At 35.3% G+C, this 20,222-nt stretch carries 20 protein-coding genes and 1 pseudogene; 4 read left to right on the top strand and 17 right to left on the bottom strand.

Going from position 1 to position 20,222, the window contains the following annotated elements; genetic code table 11:
* Nucleotides 1-5 precede the first annotated feature (5 nt).
* Nucleotides 6-1,217: an iron-containing alcohol dehydrogenase gene (locus tag QNN06_RS04285; protein WP_284037080.1), complete on the bottom strand. Its 1,212-nt coding sequence runs from the start codon at nt 1,215-1,217 to the stop codon at nt 6-8.
* A 349-nt stretch (nt 1,218-1,566) separates the two neighbouring features.
* Here QNN06_RS04285 and QNN06_RS04280 point away from each other — a divergent pair, with 349 nt between their 5' ends.
* Complete coding sequence (locus tag QNN06_RS04280) at nt 1,567-2,250, top strand: LuxR C-terminal-related transcriptional regulator (protein ID WP_213118642.1); 684 nt, start codon at nt 1,567-1,569, stop codon at nt 2,248-2,250.
* Nucleotides 2,251-2,406: 156 nt separating this feature from the next.
* On the opposite strand, the gene QNN06_RS04275 is transcribed toward QNN06_RS04280, so the two are convergent.
* From QNN06_RS04275 to QNN06_RS04260, 4 genes are all read right to left on the bottom strand, one after another.
* Nucleotides 2,407-2,607 carry a hypothetical protein gene (locus QNN06_RS04275; protein WP_284037079.1) on the bottom strand — a complete coding sequence of 67 codons (201 nt, stop codon included), beginning with the start codon at nt 2,605-2,607 and terminating at the stop codon, nt 2,407-2,409.
* A gap of 333 nt (nt 2,608-2,940) precedes the next feature.
* A complete protein-coding gene (locus QNN06_RS04270) occupies nt 2,941-3,078 on the bottom strand; it encodes a YvrJ family protein (protein WP_213117301.1) in 138 nt (45 codons plus the stop codon).
* 124 nt (nt 3,079-3,202) lie between these two features.
* A complete protein-coding gene (locus tag QNN06_RS04265) occupies nt 3,203-3,421 on the bottom strand; it encodes a DUF2922 domain-containing protein (RefSeq protein WP_284037078.1) in 219 nt (72 codons plus the stop codon).
* A gap of 175 nt (nt 3,422-3,596) precedes the next feature.
* Entirely contained in the window at nt 3,597-3,815 is a 219-nt protein-coding gene (locus QNN06_RS04260) for a DUF1659 domain-containing protein (RefSeq protein WP_284037077.1), read from the bottom strand.
* A gap of 402 nt (nt 3,816-4,217) precedes the next feature.
* Between QNN06_RS04260 and QNN06_RS04255 the strand changes: the two genes are divergently transcribed.
* Together QNN06_RS04255 and QNN06_RS04250 are read left to right on the top strand one after the other, a co-directional pair.
* On the top strand, nt 4,218-4,418 hold the full coding sequence (locus tag QNN06_RS04255; RefSeq protein ID WP_284037076.1) for a hypothetical protein: 201 nt from the start codon (nt 4,218-4,220) through the stop codon (nt 4,416-4,418).
* A gap of 343 nt (nt 4,419-4,761) precedes the next feature.
* A complete protein-coding gene (locus QNN06_RS04250) occupies nt 4,762-5,997 on the top strand; it encodes an IS110 family RNA-guided transposase (RefSeq protein ID WP_284037075.1) in 1,236 nt (411 codons plus the stop codon).
* A gap of 281 nt (nt 5,998-6,278) precedes the next feature.
* On the opposite strand, the gene QNN06_RS04245 is transcribed toward QNN06_RS04250, so the two are convergent.
* The 3 genes and pseudogenes from QNN06_RS04245 to QNN06_RS31225 form a co-directional block, all read right to left on the bottom strand.
* On the bottom strand, nt 6,279-7,082 hold the full coding sequence (locus tag QNN06_RS04245) for a flagellar basal body-associated FliL family protein (protein ID WP_284037074.1): 804 nt from the start codon (nt 7,080-7,082) through the stop codon (nt 6,279-6,281).
* Nucleotides 7,083-7,267: 185 nt separating this feature from the next.
* Nucleotides 7,268-7,639 (bottom strand): YkvA family protein, encoded by a 372-nt coding sequence (locus QNN06_RS04240; protein WP_284037895.1) that lies wholly within the window; start codon nt 7,637-7,639, stop codon nt 7,268-7,270.
* 87 nt (nt 7,640-7,726) lie between these two features.
* Nucleotides 7,727-7,810 (bottom strand): annotated as a pseudogene (locus QNN06_RS31225) (hypothetical protein); the annotation flags it as partial.
* Nucleotides 7,811-8,447: 637 nt separating this feature from the next.
* On the opposite strand from QNN06_RS31225, the gene QNN06_RS04235 reads away from it, so the two are divergent.
* A complete protein-coding gene (locus QNN06_RS04235; RefSeq protein WP_284037073.1) occupies nt 8,448-8,846 on the top strand; it encodes a (deoxy)nucleoside triphosphate pyrophosphohydrolase in 399 nt (132 codons plus the stop codon).
* 19 nt (nt 8,847-8,865) lie between these two features.
* Here the strand turns inward: QNN06_RS04235 and QNN06_RS04230 are convergent, their stop codons facing one another.
* The 9 genes from QNN06_RS04230 to QNN06_RS04190 form a co-directional block, all read right to left on the bottom strand.
* The gene (locus QNN06_RS04230) at nt 8,866-11,679 is read right to left on the bottom strand and encodes a DEAD/DEAH box helicase (RefSeq protein WP_284037072.1); all 2,814 of its coding nucleotides are present in this window, start codon (nt 11,677-11,679) and stop codon (nt 8,866-8,868) included.
* 423 nt (nt 11,680-12,102) lie between these two features.
* Nucleotides 12,103-12,417: a sigma-70 family RNA polymerase sigma factor gene (locus QNN06_RS04225; RefSeq protein WP_284037894.1), complete on the bottom strand. Its 315-nt coding sequence runs from the start codon at nt 12,415-12,417 to the stop codon at nt 12,103-12,105.
* Nucleotides 12,418-12,622: 205 nt separating this feature from the next.
* Nucleotides 12,623-13,117, bottom strand: coding sequence for a DUF4411 family protein (locus QNN06_RS04220; RefSeq protein WP_284037071.1), 495 nt, complete (start codon nt 13,115-13,117; stop codon nt 12,623-12,625).
* 2 nt (nt 13,118-13,119) lie between these two features.
* The gene (locus tag QNN06_RS04215; RefSeq protein WP_284037070.1) at nt 13,120-14,262 is read right to left on the bottom strand and encodes an ImmA/IrrE family metallo-endopeptidase; all 1,143 of its coding nucleotides are present in this window, start codon (nt 14,260-14,262) and stop codon (nt 13,120-13,122) included.
* 806 nt (nt 14,263-15,068) lie between these two features.
* On the bottom strand, nt 15,069-15,335 hold the full coding sequence (locus QNN06_RS04210; RefSeq protein ID WP_284037069.1) for a hypothetical protein: 267 nt from the start codon (nt 15,333-15,335) through the stop codon (nt 15,069-15,071).
* A 983-nt stretch (nt 15,336-16,318) separates the two neighbouring features.
* Entirely contained in the window at nt 16,319-17,341 is a 1,023-nt protein-coding gene (locus QNN06_RS04205) for a reverse transcriptase family protein (protein WP_284037068.1), read from the bottom strand.
* Nucleotides 17,342-17,524: 183 nt separating this feature from the next.
* On the bottom strand, nt 17,525-17,830 hold the full coding sequence (locus QNN06_RS04200; protein ID WP_284037067.1) for a hypothetical protein: 306 nt from the start codon (nt 17,828-17,830) through the stop codon (nt 17,525-17,527).
* 17 nt (nt 17,831-17,847) lie between these two features.
* Nucleotides 17,848-18,963: a phosphoribosyltransferase-like protein gene (locus QNN06_RS04195; protein WP_284037066.1), complete on the bottom strand. Its 1,116-nt coding sequence runs from the start codon at nt 18,961-18,963 to the stop codon at nt 17,848-17,850.
* Between the two features lie 811 nt (nt 18,964-19,774).
* Nucleotides 19,775-20,200 carry a hypothetical protein gene (locus QNN06_RS04190; protein WP_284037065.1) on the bottom strand — a complete coding sequence of 142 codons (426 nt, stop codon included), beginning with the start codon at nt 20,198-20,200 and terminating at the stop codon, nt 19,775-19,777.
* Nucleotides 20,201-20,222: the final 22 nt, after the last annotated feature.

The following is a 20,222-nucleotide window of genomic DNA, read 5'->3' as shown; positions in this document are numbered from 1 at the left end:
TTATGCTATTGGTTTACCTTGCTAGGAGTAAGTCCAGAAACTTCCTCTGTCACTTTGATAATGATATCCGCCGGGATAAGAAATTTTCCTGAGGCTGAATCACTTTGCACATCAGCAACAATAGAGTGAAGCGCATCGGCATCAAGGTTAAATTCAGCAAACGTATCCGGTAACTCAATTTGATGACGTAGATTGCGAATAAAGCTAATCACTTCCGTTAAACATTCCTCCGGATGAGAAGATGAATTTTCAATACCCAATGCTTTAGCAAATCGCTTAATTTTCGGTAAATAGAAGGAAGGAAGGGCAGCCATCACATTTGGCAGAAGCACCGAATTAGCCAAGCCGTGCGGAATTCTAAACTTGGCCCCAAATACATGCGCCATATTATGCACGGGCACTCCATTGTTGCCAAATCCGAAGGCTGTAATTGCCATCGCACTTGCCATCAACATATTGCCTCTAGCTTCCAGATTAGTTCCTTCCTTGACTGCGATAGGCAGATTCTCCGCAATCAATTGAGCGGCATACAGAGCATAGGAATCCGTAAACGGAGTAGCTGTTGTTGAAAAATAACCTTCCACCGCATGCGTCAGAGCATCCATTCCTGTAAAAGCCGTTATCCTTGGAGGCAATCCAACCGTTAACTCGGAATCTAAAATAGCTATGTCAGCACTGAGAAACGGAGTCCTGACTACAACTTTCAATCCCAACTTTTCATTAAAAATGACAGCCATTGGCGACACTTCTGCACCCGTTCCTGCTGTAGTAGGAATCGCCACATGCGGGATGCCTGTCGGCTGCGCTTCCGGTGGAAATTCTCTGATGCTGGTATGGAGTACTTCTTCCATATCGTTATACCCTTTATTTAGCATCCACTTGATGCCCTTTACAGCATCCAGAACACTGCCGCCACCAAGAGCAATCAAAGCGTCCGCCTGATGCTCTTTGAAAAACCGGACAGCCTTGGTGACATTTTCCGCTTTGGCATCCTGTTCAATCTCATCAAAGACACCAACAATCTCTACGTTCTCCTGTATGCTTTTAAACAGACTAATGATTTGAGCAGCAACGCCTGCCTGGATTAATCCCTTATCCGTAAACAGAATGGCCCGCTTTCCGCCTAACCCCTGAATCATTTGCGGAAGTATGCTTCTTGATCCCGCTCCGCTGAATATGGATGTTCTTAAATGAAATTCAGAAAAAGAATTATTCATTTCCACCACCTGCTTTCTGAAAATATGAATTCAATTTTGAAAATGACCTTTATCATTCCTAAACTTTCGTGGCTTTCACCATCGTAATCGCTTACACTGCTGATAATAAACTAATTTTTTCGAATGATATATCCCCTAAAAATAGGGGGTACTTCTCCATTAAGCTTCTCTTCCACTCATCGATTATTTTTAGATAATTCACCCTTTCCCTTATTGACATCAATAACATTGTACCAAAAGTGTAATATTACACTAAAATCAAATTATTTATAACATTGCTATAGGGTTTATAATTAAATGATTATTATGTATAATATGAATATTCAGATGGAAGAGAGGGGATCAATTCATGCTTAGTACAGACTTAAAAAATCAAATTAAATCCATTGAGTCAGCTCGTTCCCTTGATGAAAAGCAAATCCTTGCCGTTCGGGGATTTATGGATCTTTTCCAATTTTCTCGTGTGGGTCTCTATTTCTATTCGACTTTAAGCAAAATCGGTGAAGGCATATTGCGAATTGATAAACAAGGGATATCTTCCTTGCGGGAATGGAGAGAAGATGTTCGGAACATGCCACCTATCTATTCGGCCATTCAAGAGAGAAAGCCAAAACATATCGATTCTCAATTAATCCACCAAATGCCGATAAAGTACACCAATGGTATGACAACTGAATTGCTGGTAGTTCCCCTTAGCTATGCCTCACACGTTGTTGGCTATGCCTGCATGGGGAGTACAGATTCCTTTACCGTTAGAGATAGCCTTGTACACTCTCTAAGTGTATATGGGAAACATTTAGGGCAAATATTCGGAATAGATGACTACCCTAGCGACCCTAAAAGACTTTGCAAGCGGGAGATTGAAGTATTGCAGAAAATGTCTTGGGGTGAAAGCACGAAGGAAATGGCTGCATCTCTTAATATTAGCGAATTTACCGTCCAAGATTATGTCCGATCCGCCATTCGAAAACTCGAGGTGTTCAATCGTGTTCAAGGAGTGGCCGAAGCCTTGCGTAGAGGTATCATCCAATAAAAATGCCTCACGAAAAGCAAAACTCTCCTTCCGAAAGAGAGTTTTTTCACTTTACTTTTAGAGAATAGGTTCAAAAACGCTCCCTAATCAAATCTTTGAATGGTGGTTCCCCATAGTTTATCTATCAGGATGACTACCTTCAACTTACAATTTAGTTTATTCCCGACCTGTTGATTGTCCGACAAACTCTACATCATCCATTTTCCAGCCTTGCTCTTTTACATAGATTAAGGACGTTTTAACAATTACAGTTTCCGTGTTACTTACCCCATTAAACTCTGTTCTGAGATTAAATTCATTAAAGAATTCAGCCTCTGTCTTTGAGGATTGATATTCCAAAGGCTTTAATCCTACCATTGAAGATTTCACCGATTGTTTTGAATGTGGAAGTTTCATTCCTGAGGGTGGGTTGCCTTATAAGGGGTAGTACAAGCCAAGATGTCACCACCCGAAATAAGAAGATATTCCCTACGATGTTCCTCTTTTCTTTTAAAGTCTTCATTGCCTCAACATCAAAGTGATAGGAAAAGGTTCCATAATCAGAGGACAATGGGGTTATTGAGGGGTATAGCATTAAAGTAAATCAAGCAAAATTAGGTGCTTTAAAGACAACCATTTAGATTAAAAGCCAACTGCCACGTAGGTAGTTGGCTTTAGTCATTCGGTGATTCCAAAAGGGCGGTATGACTTTCACCCCTTCATTCGCTCAGGTAGGCTCTGTATCGACTGGACGACTAAATCAAGCTTGGATTCTATTCGATATAGAAGATATAGGGTCACAACGATAGGGAAGCCGACTTCATTGATAAATGAGATGATTTGTTCCACGGCAGTTTCTCTCCTTTCCGAATCATATTTTAAAAGAGGCCGGTTTCGTAAAAGAATCCAGCCTCTCCCTTAGAACATATCGATTTGACCAAATTCCCTTGTAAATCCGATACCTAATAACCTATTAAACAATTTCATACTCAACTACGTTGCGGTCGATGACTCTTGCGCCTTTTGAAGCAACATATCTGCCGCTGGCCGATGTAAATACATCTGCAGCAATGATCTGTTCCATCGCTTGTTTGACAGCGGCCTCATCAATCGGTTCCTTCGGATTGTCCACTGCTATACGGGCGGTCTTTCCAAACTCTGTACCAAACATTAATTCCAATGTTTTTGCCATTATATTCACCTCCCTTCTTTGAGACATGGGGACGGTCCTTTTGCTTCAATTTTTTCCAATCCTCCTGCTTGACAGGTTTGAAGCTTCGTTGATTCATAGCATGAATAGCTTTTATAGATTACCAGAACCGTCCCCGTGCACCATTTGAATCACGAGAATCCCCCCTTAGCTTCCGTTACGCAGTAAGTTCAGTACTGTCGCTTCGTTCTACCTTGTTAAGCGGGTCATTGCATAAAGCAGAAATGGCTGTTGCCACTTGGAATAACTGGTCAACAGCTGATTCCTTTTTGATGTTGCTAAATGTTTTTGTTTTTAGAACAGGATTTCCCTTTTCGTCCAGGTCCACCTGGAATGCCAGTCGAAGCTTTGAACCTTCTAATAATGCTTGTGCCATTGTCTCTCACCTCCTTTCACCCTTTATTTATGGTTTTTGGAGGGCAAAGGACAGGGTGAGAAATATTTTTTTGGAAGTCAGCAGGGAGTACCAACGAACAATGATTTACTTGGAATTCATGACGGATGATAGAAATAACCCAAGATATTGGTGGATAAACCAACTAAACACTGGGATCGTACAGTCTGAATATCCCTAGGGGTTGTATGCTGACTCATTGTCCTTACATTCCATTTCATTTAAATCCTCATGAAATAGATTTCTTTGTATTTGAAAGGCATTTCCATAAAAATATAAGCGGATTTTTGTGAAGTAGCAGGAATCGTATTAATAGACCCATCTTTTATAGGTAAAAGTTCAAAAGTAACAGATTCAGCTTTATTTTTTCAGGAGTCGTTAAGGATGATGGGTGTTATGAGGGTAATGGGGAACCTAGGTATGCTGCCAGTTCCTGAAGCAGTCATATCTGACAAAAGATCAAGGGAGTTTTTATATCGGGATTTTTATAATAAGTTCCAAAGAAGTGAACTTACCTTTAGGGCTTCTGCTGATGAAAAACAGCTTAAGATGGTTCAAAAATGTTTATGGCATTATGTTTTATGAATGTAAAAAAGCCTAAATTGAACAAGTTGTGTATATAAACTTGCATAATTGAGGCTTCTTAATTTTACTTGTTATTGTGGTAAAGCACCCGTTCGTATTATAAGGTCAGCCAGATATTTCTGGTTGACCATTTTTTATATGGTTTTATGATAACGGTAGCCGGGGTAGAACGTAAGCACCCGTGGGGCTTAGATCCCGTCAAGTAAACAGTTCGCCCCCTACTTGTAGAAACATGTTTGAGGCTGGTTGGGACGTAGATCTCGTATAACAAGCGAAGCTATGATACTACAAGAAGGATTAGGGGTACCGGTGAATTAATTTTATTAGAGGAGGAGATTTAATAATGAATCCAGTCATTGGTCTGGATGTAGCTAAAGGAGAAAGTCAGGTTCAAGCTTACTTGGAAAAGAAAAAGCCATACAAAAGTAGTTTTAAAGTAGCCCATACCCTTGAAGGACTAGATAAATTACATCAATTTCTTAAAGAAATTGAAAGTTTAACTGGGGTTAAACCTCCGATTGTACTCGAAGCTACAGGGCATTATCATACACCTGTTGTTCAGTATTTTGAGGACAGAAATTATTTGTTAATCATTGTTAATCCATTAATCTCTTATCGGGCAAAGAGCTCAAGTTTACGCAAAGTAAAAACAGATATAATCGATGCTAATCATCTATGTGAACTGTACTATAAGGAGGACTTAGAACCTTATAAAAAACGTGGGATCCAACTATTAAACCTTCGTAATTTGACAAGACAACACGAAAGTCTAACAAGTATAGTCGTTCAAATAAAACTACAATTCCAAACAATTCTTGATCAGGTTTTCCCTGAATTTAAAGGTGTTTTTGGGGACCTATATTCAGTTGTTTCTTTACAATCTTTGTTAGAGTACCCCACATCTAACGATGTACTTTTAGCTGGCGAAGAAACTTTAGCAGCTAAAATCAATGAGTTATGTAAAAGTCGTTCTTATAAGTGGGCTGAAACAAAGGCAAAGAAACTTATAGCTGCAGCAGAAAGGAATCCTTTTCAGGAAACCTTATATCAAAGCCATATTTTAACCCTAGAAATGTATATTAAAATGCTTTTAGAAAATCAAAAGCACCTATCAACGTTCGAGAAAGAGATAGATGCTTTAGCAAAAGAAATCAAAGAATATAAGATTATCCAATCAATCCCTGGTATCGGAGAAAAAATCGCGGCAACGATTATTTCTGAAATCGGTGAGATTGATCGGTTTAATCACCCTAAAAAGCTCGTAGCATTTGCCGGAATTGACCCCAGTATTTTTGAGTCTGGTAGATTCAAGGGAACCGTCAACAGAATCACTAAAAGGGGGTCCAGTAGATTACGGCATGCTTTGTTTATGGCTGTTAAATGTGCCATTCGTGATTGTCGTAAAAAGAAAACGACAGATAATATCATCCCCCGAAATAAGCGATTACGGGAGTTCTATGATAAGAAACGCGAAGAAGGAAAGCCTTATAAAGTAGCAATAATAGCTTGTGCAAATAAGCTTTTACAATGGATATATGCACTTTTAAAAAGCAGTTCCACTTTCCAGGATATAGCTTAAAACAAAAATAAAACCAAAAAATATAAAACCTTCCAATAGTTAGGATTAGGAAGGTTATTTGGCATGAACATTTTTAGTATAGCATGAAATATTTTAAGTTTTTATTGAAAAATGTTGACAAACTATTAGCTGGTTTACTTTAAGTGTAATATTTCACAAACTCATAGAGGAGATGCCTTATTAAAGCATCGTATCTGCTAATTTAAAATACTTATCAATGTTTCTTTAATAAGTCTATCATTAAGAATAAAGAAACAATGTAGCAATAAATGGAATGAATTTTATTTTTCAGTTTCTTTTTTTTCACCAAGAACCGCTTCTCTAGTTTTTTCTACTCTTATAGTTGATTCTTGAACGGACTTTTCAAAAACAATATCTTTTACATATTTTTTTAACTCTGGCTTGTCGAATAATGTTTCTTTAAGAGAATCATTTGTTAATTTATAACCTTCAAGAACTTTGCTTTTATCATCAAGGATAGCTTGGATTCCTTGATTTATCGCATCTTCATAAATCAACTTTCGGTAACTCTCAGTGTATTCCTTTCTAAATAATCCTACAAAACTATCAAAATAACTCTTGTCAAACATAGGAATATAAGCTAATTCTAATGCTGGTACTTTAATGTGTAAAATCTTGGATTTTTCATCAAAATAAAAATCTTCTTTTTTGATATTTTTCAAATCATAACCAAGCATAAAGTATCCAAACAAATGAATGTTGTATTCTTTTCCGAAAAGATACTTTCCGAATTTTTTGCCTGTTGCTTCAAGCCAAATATCATCATCTTGATTTTTTAAAAATTCATAAGTGTCATCTTCGGTGTAATCGAAGTCTTGGATATCCTCATACCCGAAATGTTTGCTGATTTCTCGCACCTTATCATATGCGATATTTTCTACGGTGACCTCACCTTTTATTGCTGTTGTTGGTTTTGGTTTTGCTTTTGCTACTTTTTCTTCTCCACCTTTCAAAAGCATATATGTTCCTGCTGATCCAACGGAGGCACAAAGCAAGGCAAAAACAATGGTAATAACAATTCTTTTCTTCAATGATTGCTTCATATTAACTCTAAATTCTGGCATAATTTTTTCTCCCCATTATTTTTATATACTTATATAACAGATTTAGATTTTTTCAATACTTTCTTAATTAATTTAGTATTTTCCTTTTTCAACTATTTAAGCCTTTTTAGGGTCTGATTAAAATTAGAGCACTTTTCATAAATAAAAAAGAGAGGGTATCCTCTCCTCTATAAAGAAATGCTTGTTTATCCTAATTTTGCATCAATATCTGATGTGTCAACATTATCTCCAAACCAATCCTTAAGCTTATCTTTGGCTTTTTGTTTTACGTCATCATCGATGTACATCGCAACTTGCAATAATGCTACACCTACAGCTCCTAAATCATCCGTGTAACCCACACCAACTGCAACGTCTGGTATTAAATCAAATGGTAGAATGAAATATCCTAATGCTCCAATGATAATAGCTTTTGCTTTCATTGGCACGCTTGGTTTTTGCAGGGTATAATACAAAAGTAATACTCCATAAACAACGGAAGAACCTGCTTTCTTTGCAAATTTCTTTAATTTCCCCCAAAACTTTTCATCTGAAAAATTCTTACCCGCTGCTTCCATTTCTTTTTCAATTTCTTCTTGTGTGTTTTCTATTTTCTCTCTAATTTCCTGTTGAATATTATCTTTAGCAAGTGACTGCTTGCATATACCACATTTTGCAAGTGATAATCTTTCACTTTCTACTCTATTTTTTTGAGAACAATGTGGGCATTCGGCAATAATCGTAGGCATTTTGGTTCACTCCAGATGAATTATTTAGATATATTATACAATTTAGTATAAAAGTAGTATATAGTGAATTACTAAACTCACCCATCTAAATCATATAAAATGAATAGTCAGTTGAGACTACAAACTTAAAACAATAAGGTTAATAAATAGGAAGTATTGTCCCCAATCCTTCTTCAACTAACCCGTTAATTCAATAAGCATTGCTCGAAAATAGTGCATAAACATGAGCATTTATACAATTTTGTTTTGAGTATTGATTCAAAATGATTAATAAACTTACTGCCAAAACCTACATCATTTAAATGCCAGAAACAGTTCAAAAAGCCGGATTGGGAAATCTCACCGTGATGATTTTCTCCTCCAGATCGGAAGAAGCAGAACATAAAGACTGGTAGAAGTAGCAGGATGCGTTACTTCAGTTATCAACAGACAGCAGCAAAAGAATGATAGTGGAGGATTCCAGTCATTACATTCATCATGATCAACCAAAGATTATGATTGATAGCGTAATGGAGATAGTTGAGAAAACAAGATAATTGTGTAAACTTTTTTATAAAACAAAAAAAACACCCCTTGCAGCATCTAACCCTCAAAAGTGGTATCATAATGGCTAGTGAAATGTTTGAGGAGGGTTATCTTGAAAAAGCTTGTAAAAGTTGTTGCAGCCATTATCGAAAACGAATACCAAGAAATTCTTTGTGCTCTTAGATCTCCAGAAATGTCGATTCCAAATAATTGGGAGTTTCCTGGTGGAAAAGTAGAAGCAAATGAGGACATTTATTCAGCGCTTAAAAGGGAAATTGATGAAGAGTTAGGCTGTAAGATTGAGACATTTAATGAAGTTTTTAATGACAATACCCATGAATACGAGACATTTATTATTAATTTGATTTCAATTAAATGTAGAGTAGTTGAGGGAACACCGACGCCAAGTGAGCATTCAAAGTTAATCTGGTTAAAACGAGGTAACTTAGATTCGCTCAAGTGGGCTCCGGCTGATATTCCAGCAGTTGAGCAATTAATCCAAGAAAAATAGTCTTCTCGAAATGAGAAGACTACACTTTTTTTGTAAACTCAGTATATAACGGTGCTGGAACTTCATTCTCTAATTCCATTATTACCGTAATAGGCTTATCTCCTTCGAAGGAAACAGAATTCCCTTTCCCTATATAAATATACGGTTCAGTTTTTCCATCGATTTCTCTATATTTTCGAATAAACAAGTGGAGATTTACGCCGCGCTGCTTATTAAAGATAATATTCTTACCTCGTTCCGACTGCTGGGTAGTACTATTCACCGACTGCCATTGGAACTCATATGGGCTAATGAATTTATCCTTATAGTTAATACTTTCCTTTACATCCTCTTCTTTATGTAAGTCGATGAAAAGGAAATACTCGTTCCCATTTGCCAGTAAACCGGAGCCCCTGAAAGAACTATGGATTTTCCGATAATTCGATAGTAAAGCAGCGTCTACCATTTGATATTGTTCATATAGCTTAAAGTGAGGAACTCCGTAATATTCGCCTTTGAATTCCTTCTCGTAGCGGAAAATTCCATAGGTGATGATATCTTCAATATACTTCCGGTAATTTTCATTTTCTAGAACCTCTTTAAAAAGAGGAGTTCTAACTAGTTTACCGTTGAGATAGTGCACTAACTTAGGCTTATTCTTAATCTGACCACTATCATAGTAATTTTGATTTAAGCTCTCAAAAGCGTGCAAAATACTATCATCATCCACATCACTAATCATCTTTAGAATTTGATACTTCGCTGTCTCTAGGTCAATTTCCTTGTGCTCTAACAAATACCGAATGATGACAAACTCATATATCCTCTTTAGCGGAAGCTTACTTGATAATTCCTTTAGGATCCCCTCAAAGGACTCGTTCAGTAACAGATTTTTTAAGTGCTCGTCCTTCTCTACTTTGGCAACAAATGATAGATATGTTTTCTCACGATCAATAAATTTCACTGGATCGGGTGCTCCATCGTATTTCAGATAATCCAGCAGTAAATAAGGAATTCGCCCCTGATTAAGCTTCTTAAATTCAAAATACTCTTCCTTCAAGTATTTCATTGAATTAAAGTTCTCTTTATCAATCTGGGCCAATATCCTTTCCTCAGAGATCTTGTCCATTTGAATATGAGTACAACCAGGAATATTTGCAAATCCAGTTGCAACTGCCACTTTTAAACTTTCCTTATCATAGTAACGACTCCCATTTAAAGCCAAGGCAATCAGAAATGTTTTATTATGGTTTCCGATAAAATCAAGAACTGTCAGGAATTCCTTACTACCATGCTTTCGTAATCCCCTACCAAGCTGTTGAATAAAGACAATGGGAGAGTTTGTTGGTCTTAACATTAGGACTGTATTAACAGAAGGAATATCCACACCTTCATTAAAAATATCCACTGTAAAAATAAATTCTAACTCATCATTGTCATTCTCTAATCGATGAATGTACTGCTCACGGGTTTCAGGTGAGTCGGCACCATACAGACAAACACTTTTATAGCCCCGTTGATTAAATTCACTGGCCATATACTGTGCATGTTCAATGCTGACACAGAAGCCTAGGCCTTTTCTTTTGTCACCATCATGACCATAAAAATCCATCTTTTCGATGATAAAATCAACCCGTTCATTAACCTTCAACCTCTTGGTAATTTCGATGATATCATCAATATCCACATCACTTAAATCGATGCCTTCAATATCGGTGATGCCAAAATAGTGAAAGGGAATCACCAACTCATCTTCTAATGCTTCGTGCAGCCGTACCTCTAAAGCCACATTATTATCAAACAGATCAAAAACATTGTACCCATCACTACGTTCAGGAGTTGCAGTCATCCCCAAAGTAAACTTCGGCTCAAAATAATTTAAGACAGTTTGATAAGTTGGACTAGTGGCATGATGGGCCTCATCAATGATTAAATAATCGAATTCATCTTTTTCGAATTCCTCATAACATTTTGAAATGGTTTGGATTGTTGCAAACACATAATCTACATGTTTCTGTTTGTGATTACCTGTAAGTAATCCAAAGGTGATGCCATCATTAGGAAGTAGCATTTCAAAGGTATCTTTTGCTTTTTTTAAAATCTCTTCTCTATGTACGATGAACAGGAGTTTCCTTGGTTTAAAACTCTTTACATCAAATGCCGACATATAGGTTTTCCCTGTTCCAGTTGCTGCAATGACCAGGGCCTTTTTCTCGCCAAAGCTTCTAAGTCTCTCCAAATTCTCTGTAGCGCGCTTTTGCATTCTATTCGGAACAATATATTGTTTGTTTTCATAGATCATTTGGTGAGTTCTTTGAGTTTGCTTAAAGCTTGCCAGAAATTCTTCATATCGTTTTATAAAATCCTGATCAGCATCCTCACTCATATTCCAGAGATAATCGTATTCCTTCAAGACAGCCTGGATAAACCGACCGTTTTCTTTCGTAACGATCTCGACATTCCATTCAATATTACTTTTTAGTGCACTTTGTGTAATATTAGATGAGCCGATAATGACCTTATAGCTATCTCGGTATTCAAATATATATGCTTTGGTATGGAACCCAATTTCTTTATCAGTAACAAACACCTTCAACTCAACGTTATTAAACTCTCTGATTTTCTCTAAAGCCTTCGCATCAGTGAAGTTTAGATAGGTAGAAGTGATAATCTTACCTGTGATTCCCTTTTTCTCTGCTTCCTTTAGCGGATCCAGCAGCAGCTGCAGCCCACTAAAATTAATGAACGCAACACTAAAATAAAACCGCTCACACTCGTTCATCGACTTTACTAATTCTCTTAATAAATTGCCCTTATCTGAATTAACAATCAGTTTCTTTTCAGTCGCTTCCATTTAATTATCCCCTGTTTTTTTTCTGATACTGTTATTTATTGGATATACGAAAATTGTACAATATTATTGGGGAAATAAAAAGATCCTCTATTTTCTTGCAAATAGAGGATTTTAATTACGCAATGCTTTTAAAATGGTGAGAGTAATCTTCTGTAACATGCAAATTTTTATTACGCACTCAACATGTGTTGAGTGTATTTGGCAACACATGAGAAGTGGTGAGTTTATTCTTCTTCCCCGAAGAGTTCAACAGTGAACGGTTTTAATTCCTTAGCTGGGACAAAGCTTGAGAAATCGAACTGCAAGATTGTATTTTTCAGCTTAAAGTTCTTTATTTTCTCTTTCCCGTCTAAATCGAGTAATCGTAATAGTAAAAGAGAATATTGGCTGTACGGTAATCCTCTTTCAGCTGCTTAATTCCATTTAGCAGTTATAAGGATTCTCCAATGTTTCATTTGGTTGGCCCGGCAGATTCGACAATATTTCATCACTCAACGGAACAACCTTGATCTTTCTCTTTAGAACCCGGCCTGAACAACGAATGACAATCCCGGTAAACCAGGTTGAAAAATACTCCGGATTTTTTAATGAATGAATAGATGTAAAGGCCTGATAGGTTGCCTCCTGGACAACATCCAACGCATCTTCTTCGTTATGTACATAAAGATATGCAGTCCGATAGATTCTTTCATAGTACTGTTGGATCAACTTTTCAAAAGCGCTCTTATTACCTTTTATAGCATTTTAAACTAGCCGGCGGCTTTTAATTTCCATCCTTTCTAACCCCCTTTACTAATTAGTGGAATCTATAATCAAGAAAAGTTTCAAAAGATTTAAGTTTTAAAAACAAAAAGTTAAAATTAAATTCCTAATTTCAAAAAATAAGCAGAAACCATTCGGTTTCTGCTTATTTTAAAATTTAGCGATAGCCTTACTATTAATTTTAGATTGTAACTTGTAATTGGCGCAGCATTTCAAAAGTATTGACATATGGGACTCCAAATTCTCTGCAGACAACAGGTATTAGAATCCTTTTTCTAGTTTCGGCATTATAGGCTTCATGTGTAACTAAAGTATAATTTTTTGCCTTTGCATAAGCAACCAACCATGCGTCCGCATTTCTAGCAAATTCCTCCTTGGCCGCATCCTTGAAACGCGGATTTTGGAGTGCCCATTTTTGTATTTCTGTGTATTCTTTAATAACATCAAAAGCATCGGTATTATGGAAGTGTTCACAGAATTTTTCAGCGGACCATGCATGCAGTTCATCCGGATCGGTTTCAGAAGGGCTTATTATTTCTTGCTGAATTCTATCTATACTACATAATGCGTTTTGTCCTGCCAAGTTAATTAACCTATCCCAAAAACCGGGTGCTAAATCAAAAGAGTAATAATCTCTATGTGCATTTATAAAAACATTTGCATCTAGTACATACAAAATTAAACACCCTTCCCTTCAAAAAAGTTAACATACTTATGGAATGTGTTTCCTCTCATTCCAGTAAGTCTATATGCATCAGTATATTGAATATTTCCGGCCCTTGTTTGATAAATTACTATACGTGAAAATAAGTTCCCCAACCTAACCCTAGCAGTAGGATAAAAAGTGCCTCCAGATTTTGTCTCTTTTATCGATTTCAATTCCTCGCTATAACTTTCATAGAATTTAAAAAATTGCTCTTTAGATATAAACCCTAACTCTAGAGCTCTTCTTCCAATAACTAATTGGCTTACTTTAAACGAATAAGCTAAAGATTCATATATTAAATCATTACTTTGACTTCTTAACCAATACTGTTTAAACAAATCCTCTGGACACAAAAATTCGGCTGCACTAGAATTACATAAAATCTCAAGATCATTTTCCATTGTATTCAAAGGAGAAGCCTCAACAATCGCACTTGACCCATTAAATATATGGGCTAATTCATGTATTAAAGTAAAAATTTGCGCGGATTTCGCATCTGCGCCATTAATAAAAATTAAAGGTGCAAGTTTATCCACTAGTACAAAGCCTCTAAATTCCTCAACATTTAACTTTCTCTTGGTGTTATTACCAACTATTCCATTTATCATTACCGTTATTTGTTTTTCCTCACACTTCTCAATTAGATACTTTAATGCATCTTGCAAACTACCGATTTTTGCTGCCCAATCTTTTTTTAAGCCCAAAAATTCTCGCATTCTATTAGCCAACTCTGTTGGAGAATTGCCTTTATAAATTCCTACGAAGGGCAGCTCTTCACCAACATGATCATCAAAATAGTCTTTAATAAAATCTTGACGTCTTTGCATAATATGTATCGTTTCTATCAAATCCGGACTAGCTTGCACCGGAGCATCATCTGCTAGTGTCCTATAATGTGGAACAGGCAACACCTCAACCGGAGGTTCATCGAGAAAAAAATAACCTAAAGGTGTTGCAGTTGCTTTAGCAAATTCTTCAAGCTGTTTTAAAGTTGGGTTAATCTCGCCACTGAGCCAACCATCTAATTTATTGAATCGCTGTTTAATTTCTTCAGCCTTTTGAGATCTTAAATATGCCCAATTTATTAGTTTTGGCTTAACATTAACTCTTGTCATAAAAAAACCACCTCAAAAGGACTGAAAATCATTATTACAACTATTATAGTATATTTTTAACAAAATAGTATATATATACCTAAATTTTCGTATATTTCACCAATAATTATGAATGAAACATTAGCATCTTTAACTGGGCTTCCAGTTTCCATCATCTTTTAATCTGCATTTGTGGAAGGAACATTCATTATCAGAAACTTGCTTTACCTAGATACATATTTCCGGCCACAACAATAACTTGGAAATACTGCATACCCGTCAATTAAATAGTACCATTTCAGATTATATTACTGATTAGTAAAAGTTGTGTTATATTAAAGGTTTTTTTGTCTTATTTTGGAATTCTGCAAGTAAAATGTTTACATTGTGATTGCCAGTGCTATAATTGAGATGTAGAGATATTTGTTGTTCATGACATTGTATAGGTAGCCATTTAACACTTTCGTCAACGTGTATAGGGGGAGTGATTCTACATGGCAACTATCATTGTTGAAAAAAGGACGTTCTACGGGTCCTAGCCGGGAGATTTTTCTAATTAACTGTGGCGGTTAATTCATTCTCTTACCGTAGGGGTATGAAAGATGCTGAACATCTTTTTATACAAAAAAAGGGAGGTATGCCTGTGGCGGGCATCCTCCTTTTTTTATATTTGATTTTACTCTCATAAGGACTCAATCCTGGACCTACACATAAATGCCAAAATCCTCCGTTTACAAGCTAGGGCCGGGATAAGAGTTGTGGCGAACTCAAACCCAAAAGTATAAAATCCGAGACAAAATCACATACTTGAATTAGGCATCAAAAACCTATTGACCAAAGTACATTTTTGTAGCATCCATTAAGTCTTTTGCCCCGATGTCCCCCATCAGTATAAAGACGACAAAAGCCAGTATTACGAAGGACCCGAAAATCCAACAAAGACCCTTGCCCAGGTTTTGCAGGCAGTTTGCAATGGCTACGAAATTTCGTACCCATAGCGAGGTTCCATTTTCCTGCAGCTGCGTCTGTTTTTGTTGTGTGGCTGTTTGTTGCTTTGTTGCTTTTGTAGAGTTAGTTTTATTGTTCTGTTTCATTGGATAAGCACCGTACTTTCGTAGTGTATTTACGAAGGATGGCCTTTTTTCCCTACTACTACTATTTTACCACGCTTGCTCATTTCTGGGAAACAATTCCTCTACATTCAATTTGCCTTGAGACCAATTTTGATACTTTCCGTAAAAAAGATTTTGTAAACAATAAAAAATTTTCTTAAACAATATAGCCCTTTATCAATAACGGGTGTGTTGCAGAACGCAACCAAGCTATTAGGAACTCTATACTTCGGGAACTCGCCGTAATTACATACTACGAGTTTTCTTCTTAACAGTATACCATCCTATGAAAAAATCCCTCTTGACTTTTTCTCAGAAATGGATATGTTCCTTTTCCGGTGGATGAACTGCCGAAAATTAAAAGATATGTGAAGGAATATACAGAAATCAACTAAAAAAACACTTTAGAAAATAAGATTCGAAATAATACATAGGCTGCATTTCAGCGCCTGCGAGAGAGGAGGATGCTTTCATGAGCTCCAATCACTCCCCCTTAATTAACAAGCTAAGCAAACCTTTAGAGAAAGGTACTCTATCATTTTTTTATACAAGTGGTTCAAAGAGTACCAGAATGATAGGAAGCTTAGGAATGAAAATGCAGCAAATAACCAGTAACTCTTTTCCTGGCCGGAACCGTGGAATTATAACGGTTTTAATTAAAAAAGGCGGTCTATGCTGCTAACCATGACCTCGATATTGTACCGGGTCATCTTGCTTAATCCCTACTGATAAGGGTGATTATTGTACCCCTAGGTATATGAATCCACTAGTTGCTTTAACTCACTAAAAGTCCATAATAATTCTTTTATTATAAACGGGTTTTCTTTTTGAAGACATAGAAAAACCCGATTAAGGGGGCACTTTTTATTTAGTGTCCATTAATCGGGTTATAGTTCAAGTAAGGTTTTATGCTCTTTTTAAATATCCTCGTTATATCTAATACAGCATAATTTTTAAATCATTAATTAATCCCAATCTAAGTCCTGAATTTTCTTGATCAACGCTATTCCCTTGTTTTGGTCAACCATATAAATGAATCTCGCTAATCCAATTAAATATCCTTTATAATTAGCAATAGTGATAAGGCCGTGATATTTCAAGTGTTCATTTACGCCAAATTTTTGACAATAGTAAATTTCTTTATTCAGTCTTCGAATATATTTTTGTGGAATCCTTACACCTTGTGGCGTTACAACTAAACCAGTCACAATTTTCGTATGCTTATTCCTCATTAATCTGGTTTTCTCATCATTAATAACTAGACTATACTTACTCAATAAAATAGTCACCATTTCTTTTATTTTCTTTACTAAAGTTAGGTAGCCCTTTTTTTGAGCACCTGAAAAAGTAATGTCATCTGCATATCTAGAATATCGAATATTATATCTGCTAGCTATTTGCTGAAGTTCTTTATCAATCTCACGAAAGAAAATATTAGATAGCATCGGGCTTGTTGGAAAACCTTGGACCAACCTTCCATTCGCAGTTGTTAATAAGCAAAACGCTTCACTTATAGCATCCGAAAAACCAATTTCCATGAATATTTTCTTAATCTCTTTATGTTTAATAGAAGGAAAAAATTCTTTAATATCTGTTGAAAACACCCAAAAAGGTTCTTGATGTCGGTGAACTTCTGCATTCGTTAATATAGATTTATTCTTCACAAAGCCATGTGCACATGCTGATACTTTAATTTTATTTAAGATATTCTTAAGTATCCATTTCTGGATAGTTTTTAGCTTATAATTCGGCTTCCAAACTTCTCTTAGGTTTCCATTTCGTTTACTTACATAATAATGATTAGTATTGTTTATTACGAATTTTCCAAAATCACCATCCGTTAGCTCAAAAAGCATCAATAGCTGATTGATGTCAAAGATTATTGGAAAATGGTTAGAATTTAATTTTTCAGCATATTGGATGAGATCTTTTTTCTCTTCCTCCAATAAATCGCTTAATAAAATGTTATTTATAACTTGCTTGATCATAGATTAAATGTATAGTGACTACTCACCTTTAAATTAAGAAGCTCTTTTATTCTTAATTTAAAGGTGAAGATGATTCTGCTGCTTTTGGCAGAATTATCTTAAGGTTTTGAAATAAGAATAAATACATACTTACTTCGATTAGCACTTGCTAAAAGTCTAGTCACCGATAACATTATACCTCCTTTAAAGTTTTTTGGGAATATAATTTTCCAATGAGCTTTCTTTCACTATATATTTATATTCATCTACTCTTTTTAGTGAAAATACATTGAGTTTTGAACTTTCTAATATTCTATTACCTTCATTTGTGATAATTAGTTTACCCTCCTGAAAATCGACCCATTTTGAATCAATAAGATAATTGATAATATAAAATACTTGCTCAGTCGTAACGGTTAGGTATTCCTTGATAGTGTCTATAATTAAAGCCATCTCATAGTCCCTAATAATTAATAACACAATGTCCCTTTTTAAAGGAGAAAACTCCACATCGTATACCTTCTTTCTTACTGCCTTAAAGATTGCATAGTATCTTTTAACTCGTCGCTACTGACCTCTCGGTTATCCACTTTCCTTTTGGTTCTAAGAAACAAAGCTGTCCAACTTGAACTTTCCTCAGAGAGTAAGGTTAAGTTGTTATTTGGTGCATTTACAAATGAAGCAATTGCATGATTCTTGCAATAAGTACTAACTTTAAGTCTGTTTTTTCTATTAATATTTTTAATCATTTCTTTTACTCCATTTATGTTGTCACTGCTAAATACTATGTTTTCTGCTAATACATCTGTTGATTTTTCATAAAATTTAATTTGAATTTGAATTCCTAATTTTTTCGCTACCTCTTCTATTTCTTTGATTCCCGTTTCACTAGCTTCAATCACACAAAAAATTATGTTAATACTAATCTCACTATTCCCTATGATTCTATTTATCTCTTTCAATAATTTAACTACAGAAGTTCCTGTTCCAATAAAATCGTCGATAATAATCATATTTTTTACTGAATAATAGTTTAAATGATATTCTTCAACCAGCTCTTTTGAACGAAGCTGTCTCTTATCTTTCCTTGCTTGTACTTTGCTAATTTGCTTTTGTATTTTAGATTGTAGCCTTTGGTTTTTACTTTGATCTTTTATCTCATTCTGTAAATTCAGAATTTTGGCATTATCTTTACTATCTTCTATATCATTTTCTTTAACCATTTTACTAAGATATTCTTTCCTTGCCTTGTATTTTTTTAGAAAGTCTGCTGGACCATTTAAATTAGTTCGATTAACATCTATTTTGTTGATACGTGTAAAGCTTAAAAACATATCTACCGCTGATTCAACCCTATCTTTTCTTCTTAAGGGCATAAACTTAGAATGTTCTATAAATAGGGAACTAAAATTCTCTTCAAAGATAATTTTAAATATTTGGGCTGTTAATTTCTCAGAATAATAATTAAACACATTACAAATTCTTAATATGGTTTGAAATTCTTCCCTCTCAAGCTGTGTCTCCCACTTCATCAAAGTATCCAACTTTTCATTTCGTTGTACTTCGCCTAGATCCCATTTAAGAACAAGTTCATTAGCATCATTTATTTGCTCATCTATTTGCTCATTTATTTGCTTTAACATACTGTAATTTCTCCAATATTACTTAATTATATGATCGTATTTTCCATAACTATACTTTCCATCTATATTTTAGTATACACATCACACTTTATTCTACATTCTCACTTAAGATTTTAACAAAAAGTAGTTTTATATTTTTATTGATGAAAAGCAGATTAAAAATTTCCCTAAATTGAAAGTATTAAAATGATTCACTACTATTAATCCTAAATTAATTTATCTTCGAATTAAATGGTTAAATCGCTGACTATTACTTAACAATCTGGGCAAATTTATTTAACATAAATTAAACTTACTTTTAAACAAAACTGCCCTTGTTAACATAAAAACATTTTTTCACGAACTCACTCTTAAAATTAAAATCAAAAGGCACTATTGCTAGTGCCTGCTCCCTTCTTACTCCTTAATGATTTTATAAAAATTTATTTAACTCTAATTCTATTTGTTTCATAAAATCAACCGCTTTTATTTCTTTCCTTTTCCACTGTTCACAATTTTTAAAAAAATATATTTTCTTGCTCATTAAATGATTCAAAATTGATTTTCGGTCTCCCTTGTTTTCCTTTTGGTTTTGCAGATTCAATTCCTTCATACCTTTAACAATACACCGGAAGAAGAAAATACTCGTTCGTAAGCCTTTTGCCAATTAATGTTCTTAATTCTTCTAAGCTTTTACTTTGATAAACATGAAAGCTTCATTATCCCTAAAAACTGAGCATTTCATCGTTTTGCTAACTATATACCAATCATCTTGATTTAACATTCGATAAATTAACTCGCTTGCAGTTTCATCCCCACAACTAGACACACCTCACCCCACCCTCTCAAACCACCCCGCAATGGCTGGAAAACTCTCGAAATCCTTCCTCATATCGCGAAAGGTAACCACCTCTTTTCCTCTTGCAAGCTCGAATTCCAGTGGATATTCGTGACAGTTTAATGGGCTTCGCTGAAAAGTTTCGGTAAAGAATTGGATCGCCTCTTGCGGGCTGCTGGCAAAGATGAAAAAAAAGTCCTTCTTATTCATCTTCAGTGAGTAGATGCGAACTTTGTGAATTCCTAATACATTCTTTCGGATCAATTCCGCTACTTTCCGGTTATCTCCTTGAACTGCGTCTAATTTGGATATGTCATCCTCTAAGGAAATTTTCTGTTCCGCTAGTAAATGGTAGATGTAATGAGCCAAAGTGGATTCTTCAAAAAGGAAACTATCTTCGTAAAGCTCTTTCACCAACATGTGATTCCACCTCATTATTTTC

This window comes from Neobacillus sp. 114, from assembly GCF_030127045.1.
Lineage (GTDB): Bacteria > Bacillota > Bacilli > Bacillales > Cytobacillaceae > Neobacillus > Neobacillus rhizophilus.
Note: the sequence above shows the minus strand (reverse complement) of the source record. Positions and strands in the feature narration are given on the sequence as shown.

Excerpts from the sequence above, each read along its gene's own strand:
- QNN06_RS04210 (WP_284037069.1), bottom strand. The coding sequence starts at position 15,335 with ATGAAACAGAACAATAAAACTAACTCTACAAAAGCAACAAAGCAACAA.
- QNN06_RS04265 (WP_284037078.1), bottom strand. The coding sequence starts at position 3,421 with ATGGCAAAAACATTGGAATTAATGTTTGGTACAGAGTTTGGAAAGACC.
- QNN06_RS04215 (WP_284037070.1), bottom strand. The coding sequence starts at position 14,262 with ATGACAAGAGTTAATGTTAAGCCAAAACTAATAAATTGGGCATATTTA.
- QNN06_RS04245 (WP_284037074.1), bottom strand. The coding sequence starts at position 7,082 with ATGCCAGAATTTAGAGTTAATATGAAGCAATCATTGAAGAAAAGAATT.
- QNN06_RS04195 (WP_284037066.1), bottom strand. The coding sequence starts at position 18,963 with ATGTTAAAGCAAATAAATGAGCAAATAGATGAGCAAATAAATGATGCT.
- QNN06_RS04285 (WP_284037080.1), bottom strand. The coding sequence starts at position 1,217 with ATGAATAATTCTTTTTCTGAATTTCATTTAAGAACATCCATATTCAGC.
- QNN06_RS04190 (WP_284037065.1), bottom strand. The coding sequence starts at position 20,200 with ATGTTGGTGAAAGAGCTTTACGAAGATAGTTTCCTTTTTGAAGAATCC.
- QNN06_RS04260 (WP_284037077.1), bottom strand. The coding sequence starts at position 3,815 with ATGGCACAAGCATTATTAGAAGGTTCAAAGCTTCGACTGGCATTCCAG.
- QNN06_RS04280 (WP_213118642.1), top strand. The coding sequence starts at position 1,567 with ATGCTTAGTACAGACTTAAAAAATCAAATTAAATCCATTGAGTCAGCT.
- QNN06_RS04275 (WP_284037079.1), bottom strand. The coding sequence starts at position 2,607 with ATGGTAGGATTAAAGCCTTTGGAATATCAATCCTCAAAGACAGAGGCT.
- QNN06_RS04250 (WP_284037075.1), top strand. The coding sequence starts at position 4,762 with ATGAATCCAGTCATTGGTCTGGATGTAGCTAAAGGAGAAAGTCAGGTT.
- QNN06_RS04205 (WP_284037068.1), bottom strand. The coding sequence starts at position 17,341 with ATGATCAAGCAAGTTATAAATAACATTTTATTAAGCGATTTATTGGAG.
- QNN06_RS04240 (WP_284037895.1), bottom strand. The coding sequence starts at position 7,639 with ATGGAAGCAGCGGGTAAGAATTTTTCAGATGAAAAGTTTTGGGGGAAA.
- QNN06_RS04255 (WP_284037076.1), top strand. The coding sequence starts at position 4,218 with ATGATGGGTGTTATGAGGGTAATGGGGAACCTAGGTATGCTGCCAGTT.
- QNN06_RS04230 (WP_284037072.1), bottom strand. The coding sequence starts at position 11,679 with ATGGAAGCGACTGAAAAGAAACTGATTGTTAATTCAGATAAGGGCAAT.